The sequence below is a fragment of the Oscillospiraceae bacterium genome, assembly GCA_025758045.1.
Taxonomy (GTDB): domain Bacteria; phylum Bacillota; class Clostridia; order Oscillospirales; family Ruminococcaceae; genus Gemmiger.
This window is the reverse complement of the sequence record CP107208.1, coordinates 1,824,654-1,836,799: the sequence shown is the minus strand read 5'-3', so window position 1 is coordinate 1,836,799 and position 12,146 is coordinate 1,824,654. Positions and strand designations below refer to the sequence as shown.

11 protein-coding genes are annotated in these 12,146 nt (G+C 61.0%); 1 reads left to right on the top strand and 10 read right to left on the bottom strand.

All coding sequences use genetic code 11. The annotated features are described in order from the left end of the window. Positions 1 to 7 precede the first annotated feature (7 nt). From pyrE to OGM81_08600, 5 genes are all read right to left on the bottom strand, one after another. Positions 8 to 604: an orotate phosphoribosyltransferase gene (gene pyrE / locus OGM81_08620; protein UYJ42408.1), complete on the bottom strand. Its 597-nt coding sequence runs from the start codon at positions 602 to 604 to the stop codon at positions 8 to 10. Positions 605 to 762: 158 nt separating this feature from the next. Beyond that, on the bottom strand, positions 763 to 1,671 hold the full coding sequence (locus tag OGM81_08615) for a dihydroorotate dehydrogenase (protein UYJ42407.1): 909 nt from the start codon (positions 1,669 to 1,671) through the stop codon (positions 763 to 765). After that, positions 1,671 to 2,441 carry a dihydroorotate dehydrogenase electron transfer subunit gene (locus OGM81_08610; protein ID UYJ42406.1) on the bottom strand — a complete coding sequence of 257 codons (771 nt, stop codon included), beginning with the start codon at positions 2,439 to 2,441 and terminating at the stop codon, positions 1,671 to 1,673. Before OGM81_08610 ends, OGM81_08615 begins: the two co-directional genes overlap by 1 nt. Beyond that, positions 2,422 to 3,282: an orotidine-5'-phosphate decarboxylase gene (gene pyrF, locus OGM81_08605; protein UYJ44991.1), complete on the bottom strand. Its 861-nt coding sequence runs from the start codon at positions 3,280 to 3,282 to the stop codon at positions 2,422 to 2,424. The genes OGM81_08610 and pyrF overlap by 20 nt, the downstream gene beginning before the upstream one ends. A gap of 36 nt (positions 3,283 to 3,318) precedes the next feature. Beyond that, positions 3,319 to 4,509 (bottom strand): dihydroorotase, encoded by a 1,191-nt coding sequence (locus OGM81_08600; protein ID UYJ42405.1) that lies wholly within the window; start codon positions 4,507 to 4,509, stop codon positions 3,319 to 3,321. A gap of 411 nt (positions 4,510 to 4,920) precedes the next feature. On the opposite strand from OGM81_08600, the gene cysE reads away from it, so the two are divergent. Next, positions 4,921 to 5,568, top strand: coding sequence for a serine O-acetyltransferase (gene cysE, locus OGM81_08595; GenBank protein ID UYJ42404.1), 648 nt, complete (start codon positions 4,921 to 4,923; stop codon positions 5,566 to 5,568). 212 nt (positions 5,569 to 5,780) lie between these two features. On the opposite strand, the gene OGM81_08590 is transcribed toward cysE, so the two are convergent. From OGM81_08590 to OGM81_08570, 5 genes are all read right to left on the bottom strand, one after another. Continuing rightward, entirely contained in the window at positions 5,781 to 6,614 is an 834-nt protein-coding gene (locus OGM81_08590; GenBank protein UYJ42403.1) for an ABC transporter permease, read from the bottom strand. Next, positions 6,602 to 8,119 carry an ATP-binding cassette domain-containing protein gene (locus OGM81_08585; protein UYJ42402.1) on the bottom strand — a complete coding sequence of 506 codons (1,518 nt, stop codon included), beginning with the start codon at positions 8,117 to 8,119 and terminating at the stop codon, positions 6,602 to 6,604. The genes OGM81_08590 and OGM81_08585 overlap by 13 nt, the downstream gene beginning before the upstream one ends. 12 nt (positions 8,120 to 8,131) lie before the next feature. Continuing rightward, a complete protein-coding gene (locus OGM81_08580) occupies positions 8,132 to 8,638 on the bottom strand; it encodes a hypothetical protein (GenBank protein ID UYJ42401.1) in 507 nt (168 codons plus the stop codon). Between the two features lie 14 nt (positions 8,639 to 8,652). Further along, entirely contained in the window at positions 8,653 to 10,389 is a 1,737-nt protein-coding gene (locus tag OGM81_08575; GenBank protein ID UYJ42400.1) for an FHA domain-containing protein, read from the bottom strand. 80 nt (positions 10,390 to 10,469) lie between these two features. After that, positions 10,470 to 11,921, bottom strand: coding sequence for a hypothetical protein (locus OGM81_08570; protein ID UYJ42399.1), 1,452 nt, complete (start codon positions 11,919 to 11,921; stop codon positions 10,470 to 10,472). Positions 11,922 to 12,146: the final 225 nt, after the last annotated feature.

Genomic DNA, 12,146 nt, shown 5'->3' with positions numbered 1-12,146 from the left:
CTCTTTTTTACAGCGTCTGCTTTGCCTGCTCTTTCATTTTGCGGCTGCCCAGGTGTACCAGGGGCAGCTTGCCCTCCTTGCAGATGGGGCATTCTTCAGGGGCGTAGTTGGGCAGATCCAGCTTGAGGGCGCTGGCCACGATGGGGATCGGGGACGGAGCCTCGGCGCGGGTACGGTCGACCACGCAGGCGATGCCCAGGCAGACGCCGCCGGCCTCCTCGATGACGCGCTTGGTCTCCAGGCTGGAGACGCCGGTGGTAACCACGTCCTCGGCGATGATGCAGCGCTCACCGGGATGGATGCGGAACCGCTTCAGGGTCATGACGTTATCCACACGCTCGGTGAAGATGGCGCGCTTGCCCAGCTGGCGGCCCAGCTCGTAAGCGTAGACAATGCCGCCCATGGCAGGGCCGACCACAACGTCGACATTCAGCTCCTTCAGCTTCTCGGCGACCGGGGCCATGACCTCGGCAGCCTTATCGGGATACTGCTGCAGGAATGCCATCTGGCAATATGCGCCGGAATGGCGGCCGGACGACAGCAGGAAGTGCCCTTCCAAAAATGCCTCACATTCCTTTAAAACTTCCAGTGCTTCTCTTGCCATGATACTTTCCTCCTGTATAATTTTTAGCTTATTGTAGCATATTATGTATATTTTTGCAATACGGTTGTATATTTATTTTGTATGGCACGATGGGGATACCACGATATTGTAGGGGCGAATGCGAGCATCGACCCCTACAGCGAGGTTCTTACTTTCCCTTACCCTCTCGCGCACCCTCTGATCTCATCCAGCGTCTTGACGCCGTGTGCGTCCATCCACTGGGCGATCTCGGCGGTGATGCGGGTGCAGGCTTTCGGGTCCAGGAAATTCGCCGTACCCACCTGTACAGCCGCGGCACCGGCCATGATGAACTCCAGCGCATCGCGGCCGGTCAGGATGCCGCCCAGCCCCACCACGGGGATGCTGACAGCACCCACAGCCTGCCACACCATGCGCAGGGCGATGGGCCGCACCGCCGGGCCGGACAGGCCCGCGAAGGTGTTGTTGAACACCGGGCGGCGCTTTTCCAGATCAATGGCGCAGGCCTGGAAGGTATTGCACAGGCTGATGGCATCGGCACCGGCGGCCTCGACCGCCTTGCACATCTCAGGGATGCTTTCGGCCTGGGGGCTGAGCTTGACGATCAGCGGCACGGTGCAGACCTTGCGCACCGCGCTGACCACCTCGCTGGCGTCGGCCGCGCGGATACCGAAGGCAAGACCGCCCTGCTTGACGTTGGGGCAGCTGATATTCAGCTCGATAAAATCCACACCGGCGGCGCAGAGCATGGCCACGCCCTCGATGTTTTCCTCAATGGTATGGCCGCCCAGATTGGCCCAGACGGTGGTGCCGCACTGGCGCATAGCGGGCAGTTCGTGGTCGATGAAATGCTGCACACCGGGGTTCTGCAGGCCGATGGAGTTCATCAGGCCGGAGGGCGTCTCGTACAGGCGCTCGCCCTCGTTGCCGGGCTGACCGTTCAGGGTCAGGCCCTTGCCGGAGATGCCGCCCAGCAGGCGCAGGTCCTCGATGTCGGCATACTCCGGGCCGAAGCCGAAGGTGCCGGAGGCGGCGACGACCGGGCCGGCCAGCCGCTTGCCGAGGAAATCAACATGCAGGTCTGCCATCAGTCAAACACCTCCTGTGCGTTGAATACCGGGCCGTCCTTGCAGACGGTAACAGGGCCGATTTTCGTGTGGCAGGTGCAGCCCAGGCAGGCGCCCAAACCGCAGGCCATCTTTTTTTCAAGGCTGGCCAGGCAGGGCACATTAGCGGCAGCGCAGAGCTTGGCCACGCCGCGCATCATCACCATAGGGCCGCAGGTCAGCACGATGTCGTAGTTTTTCGCGTCCAGCAGGTCAGTCACAAGGCCGTGATGACCCTCATTGCCGGAATCGGTGGCTACAAAAACATCGTGGCACCAGGGCACGAACCTGTCCATGCCGTAGCTGGTATCGCGGAAGCCGACGTACACGTCCGGCCGCACGCCTGCCCGGCAGAGCTGCTTGCAGAGCAGCAGCAGCGGCGCGGTGCCGATGCCGCCGCCCACCACGGCGATGCGCTGATACTTGCCTGCCAACGCGGCGGCGTCAAAGCCGTTGCCGCAGGGGCCGGTGACGGTCAGCGTCTGACCGGGCTGCAGGGCGGCAATTTTGTGCGTACCCTCGCCTTTGAGCTGATACAAAAAGGTCAGCGCGCCGGTCTGGTTGTCAAAGTCATTCACACTGATGGGGCGGGACAGGATCGGCGTAGCGTCGGCGGCCCAGGCCCGCAGCATGTAGAACTGGCCTGCGTGGGGCTCGTGGCGGGGGTCCTGCCACTGCACCGTCAGGCGGCGGATATCGGGTGCAACCGTTTCTTGTTGCAGCACCGTCAGATTACAGCTTATTGCACTCACCCTGAATGTCCTCCCGCATGCGCACGCACTCGTTGTAGGCGGCCTCGTCAAAGGCTACGCCGGGCTGTTTCTTGTAGGCCAGCAGAATGCCGCGGCTGGAGTTGACCACGCCGCCGTTGCCCTGGGTCAGGTACTGGGCGATGTCGGCAGCCTTGCCGCCCTGGGCACCGTAGCCGGGGATCAGGAAGAAGGTGTTTTTGTAAGCGGCGCGGATGGCGGTGGCTTCCTCGGTATGGGTGCCGCCGATGACCAGGCCGATGCTGGAGTAGCCGTGCTCGCCCATGTAGTCCTTGCCCAGGGCGGTCAGGCTGTCGCCCACCAGGTCGTAGACATGGCGGCCGTCGTCCAGCTTTTTGTACTCAAAATCTTTGGCGCCGGGGTTGGAGGTGCGGCACAAAACGAACACGCCCTTGCCCTGCTGCTCGCAGTACGGCAGGTAGGGGCTGATGGAGTCGAGGCCCATGTAGGGGGCCAGCGTGATGATGTCGGCCTCGAAGTCGCCGGTGAAGTGAGCCTTGGCGTACATTTCGGCGGTCTTGGCAATGTCGCCGCGCTTGATGTCGGCAATGACCGGCAGGCCGGTGGCGCGGGCCAGTTTGAGGGTCTCGGCGTAGGTGCGCATGCCGTCCAGGCCCAGGGACTCGTAGTAGGCGATCTGCACCTTGTAGCAGCCTGCCACGCCCTTGGTGGCGGCGATCAGCGCGCGGTTGAAGTCCAGCACGTTCTCGCCGGCGGTCTTGGCGGTGTCGGTGGTGGGCAGGTAGCCGATCTCGGTATCCAGGCCGACGCAGACCGGGCCGTTGGCAGCTACGCTCTCGTACAGTTTATCCATGTTCGTCAACATTGTGTGCTCCCCCGTTTATATAATGTAGATTGCTTACTCTTCGATTTGGAACGTGACCTTGCCACCCTTGATGGTGGTGACGACCTTGCCGTACAGCAGGGTGCCATCGTAGGGGCAGTTCTTACTCTTGCTGTGGAGGTCCTCGGCGCTCACCTCGTACATGTGGTCCAGGTCCACCAGCACGACATCGGCGTCGTAACCGGGGGCCAGCATACCCTTGTGGTCGGCCAGGCCCAGCACGGCGGCGGGGCCGGCGCTCATCAAAAAGCTCAGCAGTTCCAGCGGCAGGCGCTGCTCGCGGCAAAGCTTGGTGTAGCATACGCCGAAGGCTGTCTCCAGGCCCACCATACCGGCGGCTCCCTTTTCCTTTTCCTCGGCGGTATGGGGTGCGTGGTCGGTGCCGATGCAGGTCACGGTGCCGTCCCTGATGGCTTCGATCAGGGCGGTGACATCATCGGCCTTACGGATGGGCGGGTTGACCTTGTACTGCAGGCGGCTGTCATCGAACCAGAGGTGATGGGGCGTGACCTCGCAGCTGACACGGGCGCCTTTCAGGCGGCTCATGCGGATAGCGTCGATGGATTCCTTGGTGGAGACGTGGCACATGTGCAGGCGGGTGCCGTAGTACTCGGCCAGGTGGCAGTTGCGCACGGTCTCGATATTCTCGGCCAGGCGGTAGTCCCAGGGGCTGATCTCCCGGTCCTCGGCGTGGGACATGACGGTCAGGCCGCGCTCGGTGGCGATGGCAAAGACCCGCGCCATAACGGCATTGTTCATCACGCCGTTGCCGTCCTCGGTGATGAACTTGATGTCCTCCGGCAGGGTAAGCAGATGGTCGATGCTCTTACCGTCAAAGTCCCTGGTGATGGAGACGGTCTGGTTGGCATCGCACAGGCCGATGCGCTTGGCCTCGGCCTCCACCGCGTGGGCGATCTCCGGCGTGGAGCAGACGGGCTTGGTGTTGGGCATCAGGTTCACAAAGGTGTAACCGCCTGCCGCTGCGGCCGCCGAGCCGGTGGCGATGTCCTCTTTATATTCAAAGCCTGGGGTGCGCCAGTGGCAGTGGGTATCGATGAAAGCGGGCAGGATGGTGCGGCCTTTGGCATCCAGCACATCCTCACCCTCGGGCACCACAAGGCCCTGGCCGATGGCTGCGATCTTGTCGCCGCGCAGCCATACCTCGATGGGTTTGCCGGCGGTGTCTTTTGCGTTGCGGATCAGCATGTTATACCTCCCTGGGTGTGTATTTGGGCAAAAAAAAACTTTTCCCAAAAATGGGAAAAGTCAAAAAGTCACACCATGCACAGCGGCGGGAAAGGACGCTGCGCCGTTAATCTTAAAGTTTGCAAAACTGCTCATCAACATGCAGACGTACTCCTTCCCCACGTATTACATAAATTTTACTTATTGTACCATGCCCCGGCGGTGGTGTCAATGCAATGGGGGTTTTTGGGCAGTTAGGGATTTTATAGAGTTTTGGGGCAACTTTTGGACATTTTGACAAAATGTACCGCAAAACCGCCCGGCATTGCCTTTTATCCGCGATTGTGCTATTATGTATACTAAACTTTACTATAGAATCGTGTTTTTATATTAGCACAATATGGTATGCAATAAGAAACAGAGGGAAACATCATGGGCCTTTGGGAAGACGCCAAAAATATCCGGGATAAGGACCCCGCCGCGCGCAATGTGGCCGAGGTCATCATTCTGTACCCCGGTTTCCACGTACTGGTTACACATAAGATCGCACATTTTTTGTATAACCACAAGTGTTTCTTTTTGGCGCGGTTCGTCAGCCAGCTGGCCCGGCATTTAACAGGCATCGAGATCCACCCCGGCGCGAAGATCGGCCGCAAGCTGTTTATCGACCACGGCATGGGCATCGTGTTTGGCGAGACCACCGAGATCGGTGACAACTGCACGATCTACCACGGCGTGACCCTGGGCGGCACCGGCAAGGACACCGGCAAGCGCCACCCGACCTTAGGCAATAACGTGCTGATCGGCGCAGGCACCAAGGTGCTGGGGCCTGTATATATCGGCGATAACGTGCGCGTGGGCGCCGGCAGTGTGGTGCTGAAAAACCTGCCCGCCAACTGCACCGCCGTGGGCGTGCCTGCCGAGGTAGTGCGCATGCGCAACGAGAAATGCTGCCCGTCGGACGATCTGGACCAGCAGGATCTGCCGGATATTGTCAACCAGCGCATCTCCCAACTGGAAGCCCGCCTGAGCCGCCTGGAGGCCGAACACCAGGGAGAGTTCCCGCCGGATAAAAAGTAAAACATACAAGCAGCGCCCCCGTCCAATGGACAGGGGCGTTATTTTTGTGCACATGTAGGGGTCGATGCCTGTATTGCGAGGTCGCGCAGCGATCAAAGCCCCAGTGGGGCTTTGATCCGAACGAGCAGGCCAGCCATGCTGGCTGGCAGCCCTTGTTGTGGCTGCCAAGCGGTCTCGCGGGCGAATACAAGCATCCGCCCCTACAAACTCAACTATGCTTTCCTCCGGTTAAACGAAATCTGCAGCACCAGCCAGGCGGCGATGAGGCATACCACCGTGATAAGCCCCATCATCTGCCAGGAGTGCATCAGGTTGGCTACCGTGGCATCGTACATAGGGCTGTCGAAGCCCTGCTTCAGCCAAGCCAGGCGGCTGTTCAGGTCGGTGGAGGCCCCCAGCGCGCCCATGCCCCAGCGGCAGACGACGACCGCCGCGATCCGGGCGGCCACCCCGGTCAGCGTGAACATAATGCCGCTGAACACCACCTGCCCGATCATCAGCACCAGCACGACCAAAATCGCGCTCTCACCGCTTTTGAAGATGGCGGAGATCAACAGGCCGATAGCGCTGGACGCCACCAGCATGAGCAGGATCGAGACAAAAATCTCCACATCGGTATCCAGCAGCAGGTGGTTCTGCGGGATGTTCACGATGCGCACAAAACCGAAGGTTAAAATGGCGGCCTGGACGTCCTCGATAAGCAGCAGCACGAAGGCCTTGCTCAGCACCACCGCCAGCAGGCTAACGCCTACCGAAGCTTCCCGCAGGATGATCTCCCGCTCCTTACAAATTTCGCGGTAGGAGTTCAGCGTGCCCATAAAGGCGGCCATGGCGCTGATAATGAACAGCGCCGTGCGGCTGCCGATGTTAATAAGGTTGGAGGTAAAGCAATCCGGGTCGACCACCATTTTAATGACCAACACCATGAACGGCGCCTGCAAGATCAGGCTGGCCATCGTGAGCTTATCATTTAAGATCAGGCGCAGATTGCGCTGCACCAGCACCGTGAACTGGCGCCAGAATTTCATCAATTTTATTGGCTGCATCGCTTATCCGCCTCCTGCGCTGCCTCGGGCCAGGCCGCCACCAGGCGGTTGAACTCCGGCGTGGTAAAGTATTGCTGGCGGTACTGCTCGATGAGCTCGGGCACCCGCAGTTTTTCAAAAATGTCGCTGGTCAGCTCCACATCAAAGTAGCGGTGCAGTTTTTCCGGTGCGCCGTAGTAGCACAGCACGCCGCCCACACCCAAAAAGGCAATTTTATCGCACAGGTTGATGTTGGACATATTGTGGGTGACCATCAGCACCGTGCAGTTTTGGTGGCTGAGCTTGCGGCACAGCTCCATCATGCTGCGGTCAAGGTCCGGCGAAAGGCCGCTGGTGGGCTCGTCCAGAATCAGCAGCCGGGGATTGGCCAGCAGTTCCATGGCGATGGAGACACGCTTTTTCTGCCCGCCGGAAAGCTGGGAGATCAGCGTTTTTTCCCGCCCGGTCAGGTCCACAGCTTCAATCGCATGGGCCACGGCGGCGTTGATCTCGGCCCTGGTGGCGTCGTGGGCGATGCGCAGCTTGGCCGTAAAGGTCAAGCTCTGCTCCACGGTCAGGTTATCGTGCATGATGTCCTTCTGCGGCACGTAGCCCAGCACGGCCTCAAAAGCGTTACGGTTATCGGCGGTGTCCAGGCCGTCGAACCGCACGCTGCCCTTGGTGCAGGGCGCAGTGCCGGTGATGCAGGTAAGCAGGCTGGACTTTCCTGTGCCGGAGCCGCCCACCAGCACCACAAAGCTGTTGGGCTCGATTTCAAAGCTGGTGCCGTCCACGATGTTCAGCGGCTTGCCGGTGTTGCGGTTTTTGACGGTTTTATACACATTGAGCAGCTGCACGCTGATGCCGCTTTTATGCTCATGGTAATGCAGCAGCCCGCCGGAAAAAGCAAATACCTGCGTAGGCACGTTGATGACCGCACCGCTGCGCAGCACTGTGCCGGTCACGCGGGCACCGTCCACATAGGTGCCGTTGGTGGAGCCCAAATCGCGCAGCTCGTAGTGGCCGTCCTTGTACAAAATTTCGCAGTGATGGCGGGATACGCGGTCGCTGACAAGCTTGATGTCGCAGTCATCGCCACGGCCGATGAGCACCCGCTTTTTGCGGCGGACGTCCACCTCCCGCAGGACGGCGTTGTCAGTCTGCTCCTGCCGCAGGCCGGTCTCGCCGCTTTGGGCTGTGCGAATTTCCTCAACTCTAAACGTGATTTCCTGCGTAGACGCATTGCCGTCGGTGTTCAGGCCCAGCACGTCACCCTCCTGCAGGGGGCAGGTCTCGCCCTGGTTCAGGTAGCGGTTGTCGTACCAGGTCGCGCACTCGGTGGAGGAATCGGTCACGGTCCAGCCGTCCTTGGTGCAGGCCACCACGAACTGCACCTCGCCCACGTTGTTGCGGCGCAGCACATATTCACACTGAGCACTGCGGCCAAAGCGGTAACTGCCCGCAGGCAGGGTGATGCGCTGTTTGTTGCGCTGCTCGGTAATTAAAAATACGATCTCACTTGCCACGCTGCCACCCCCTTACCAGCTGAAATCCGGGCCGCAGAAGGGCACAAATTTCAGCGTGGCAGTGCCCAGGCGCAGGGTCTCCTCCCCTGCCAGCTCCTGCGGCTCCAGCAGCGCCGTGTCGCCCAGGTAGCACAATTCCTGGGAGGAACCGGGCAACAGCGTGTAGGTCTTGGCTTCGCCGTCGTAGACAAGCACAGCCTGGCGCAGGCTCAGGGGGGCATCGGCACTTAAGGTGACGGGCGTGCCATCCTTGTCCAGTCCCAAAAAGGTCCGACCCACGCCAAGGCGCAGGTCGCGGCCTTTGGCTTCACCATCCAGCACCACCAGCCAGCCGGCCACAGGGCCGGCGGGGGCAGCCGCCGGAACAGCCGGTTCTACCGGGGTCTCTTCCGGGCTTTCTTCCGCTGCGCCGCTGCGCACGATGGAAGAATCGGTCTGCAGGCCGGTATTGCAGTAGGGGCACTCAGGGTATTTATCAGCGTCATAGAAATGGCCGCTGGCACATTTGGTCAGTTTCATTTTGTTTCCTCCGCTCACAGCACCAGGCGTATCGTCGTGCGTCCCAGACGCAGGGTATCGTTATTCTGCAAACAGTGTTCCCCGGCGATCTTCTCACCGTTGACAAACACCGTCGTATCAGGGCCAAGGGGCTGCACCAGCAGGGCTTCGCCCCGCACGGCCAGCACGGCGTGCTGGGGGCGGATGCGGCTGTCCGGCAGGCAGAGGTCGCACTGGGCGGCGTCGCTGCCCAAGATCAGGCTGCTTTCCACAATGCCCGCCCAGCGGCTCTCGGCAATGGAGCCGCGCGCAGCCCAGAACAGTGTCACCCAACGCTTGGGCAGTGCGCCGGTGCCGTCCAGGCTGTCGGCACCCGCCAGCAGGTGCTCCGCTTCGGCGGTCTGCTCCGAGACACGCTCCCTGCGGCGCAGCACCAGCCAGTTGAGGGCCAGCGCCCCCAGCAGCACCACGGCGATGGTCAGCGGCATGCTGAACCGCCCCATGTAGAACGCCCGGTCCCGGGGCCAGCGGGCAATCATAAAGCTGCAGCTTTGCTGGCGGGCGCTGACGTTAGCGGGTGTCATGCGGCTGGCCACCTTATTTAAGGTGACGTTGTAGCGGCCCTGATAGAGTGGTTCGGTGGTCAGCACGGCGGCGCGTCCGTCCTCGCTCAGCTGCACCGATTCAATTTTGACGTACCAGCCCCACACATCGTTGGTGTAAACGCGGTAATACTGGGGGCGGTCGGCGTTGGCATTGACTGCCTGGTTGAAGGTCAGGCGCAGTTTGGTGCGGCCCAGCGGCTCCACCTTGGTGACCTGGGGCTTCTCCATTTTAAAGCCCATGTACACGGTGGTGCTGCTTTTCACGGCGCTGCCCAACTTGGGCACCGACAGGGTAAATATCTCCTGCCGCTCGCCGGTCAGGCTGTCCGGCACCTCGGTGCGCAGGGTCAAAGCCTGGGCAAACTTTGTCTGCTTGGCCTGCATTTCGGCGGCCAGGTCGGCGTGGCGGCAGGCGATGACCTTGCCGCCGGACATTTGGGTCGTGGATTCCAGCTGGTCGGGCGCGGCAGTGCAGATGAAAGTGTACATTGCCATGTTTAAGTTGCTCTGGTCGGTACCCAGCGTGCCGCCCAGCAGGGCCAGATTGGTCATGATCTGGGCGGCATCGGTGCAGACAAACGCCACCTTGCGGGGCGCTAAGGATTGGTACTCGGTCTGGATGTCCGCCGCCAGCATGGTCACCGTTCCGGTCAGATCGATGGCACCCTCGCTTTGGCCGATGGTGCGCAGCGTATTAAAAATTTCCGCCTTATCGTTGGTGGCAGGCAGGGCACATTGTGCGCCGCCCGCCAGCGTGTAGACCATGATCTGGTCCTTATCCTGCTTGGTCTGGGCCAGCTTCCAGATGGCCGTGCGCATCTTGTGGAAATCCTCGGCGTCGATGGAGGTACTGTTGTCCAGCGCGATGATGTAGCAGATAGGGTCCTCGGCCACGCCGATCATGCCGGTGTCCAGCTTGCGGTCACCAAGGGTGGCCTCCACCCCCTGCGCCTGCACGACGATAGGGCTGTAAGATTCCCCGTTGGCGTCGGTGGCATAAAAGTAGACGTCCAGCTCCGGCGCATTGACGTAGACCTGCTCCAGCTGGAAGCTGCCCGCCGTGCCGGAGGCAGTGGTGGTCGTATCCTCGGCCGAGACGCCTAGGGTGCACCAGAGGGCGAGCGCCAGCACCAGCAGCGCCGACACCCAATATGTATGGCTCTTCACAGAAAGCCTCCTGTCTTATTTCGGCAAAACCGCACAATTCCAAACGTGCGGGGCGGGAATTGTGCGGTTTGTTTCAGGCTTTATCCTTCCCCCAGCTTGCGGCGCAAGGCACGCAGGGCGGCTACAGCCTTTTTGCGGCGCGGGCCGCTGGCCGTCACCTTGGCCGGGGTGCCAGCCACCGGGGCAGCAGGCTGGGGGGCGGGCTGCGCCGGGGCTGCGGGGGCGGTGAGGGGGTCGTCGTCTTCCTCGTCCGCGTCGGTGTCCAGGTTCGGCAGCAGCGGGGTGTGGGGCCCGCGCACCGGCGGTTCCTCGTCCAAAATCGGCTCCCCCTTCTGGCGCAGGATGGGGTAAGAGAAAATGGCGCCCGGAATTTCTACCTCTTCCTTCGGCTTGGCGGCGGCTTCGGTCGGCGGGGTCTGCAGGGTGTGCAGCTCGTTAGCGGTGGGGGTGGTATCGAAATATTCCGGCTGCGGTTGTTTTTCGGGGCCGTCGGGTACCGGGCGGGCCACGCGGGTATCGTTGGCGTGGTCATTCCATCCCGGAGCCACCACGCAGTTGCGGGGCTGGCCGTCCTCGTCGGTCAGCTCCGCGGGGGCCGGGGCAGGCTGCGCGTCGTTGGTATCCTCGGTGCGCAGGGCGCTGGCAGCGGCATCCACTGCCGTGGGCGACAGATCCAGCTGCGGCTCAGCCGAAGGCTCGGTCGTCTCCTTATTTTCCAGTGGTTGCGGGGTGTTTTGCTGGGCGTAGTCCTGGGTCTCCTGCAGTTCTGCAATCATCTTTGCCAGGAAATCCATCAGTTTGGCACGCTGCTGCTCCATGGCGTCGATACGGCTTTGCAGATCTTGCAGGCGCAGGCGGTGTGCGTTTTGAATTTCGCGGGTCTCCTCGGTAGCGGCCTGCACCATCTTGCGGGCCTGACCGATAGCCTGCTCCCGGGCCAGCTGGTCGATAGCCTCGGCTTTCAGGTTGGTGTCCTTCAGCAGTTGGTCGGCTTCCTCCCGGGCCTGGCTGCGGATGCGGGCGGCTTCTTTCTGCGCCCCGGCCACCACGGAATCCCGCTCGGCCAACACCTGCTGTTTGGCCTGGTCATGCTCCCGCCCTTTGATGCGCAGGGCAGCATCGGCGTTCTCGGCCCGCTCGGTCAGCTCTTTATTTTTCAGTTCCAGATCGGTGTTTTTCAGGCGCAGCATCGCCACCTGGTCAGTCAGCGAGTGGTTGCGCTCCTGCACTTTGGAGTAGCGCGTCTCCATATCGCTCTGCATCCGGGCAATGCGGTCGGCCTTACCCGCCAGCGAGGCATTCTGCGTGGCCAAATTCTGGTTCTGGCCAATGAGCGTCTGGCAGCGGCGGCGCAGAGCCTCAGCCTCCTGCTGGGCGCCGCGCACCTGCTGGGCAGCGGTGTTCAGCCGTTGTTCGTAATCGCTGCACAGGTCCAGCATGGCCTGACGCACGTCGTCCGGCTCGTATCCGCCAAACCGCGCCTTGCGCATGCCGCTCTGCTCGATGTATTGGTTAATGTCGATGGTAGCCATAGAGATCCTCCCCAGCCACAAACATATGTATACTTACTTAATATTATAAAGCACAATGCGCCCTGTGGCAAGCAAATTCGGCAAAATATCGTGTCAAGCTACGCTTGAAACTTGACAAAGTGCCAAATTTTCGACAAGTTTCAACACGGAAATCATTCCTGTGTTGAAAACCCGGACTAAATATGATAGTATGAATACTAAGTAATCATGTTTTAGGGCAGCGGC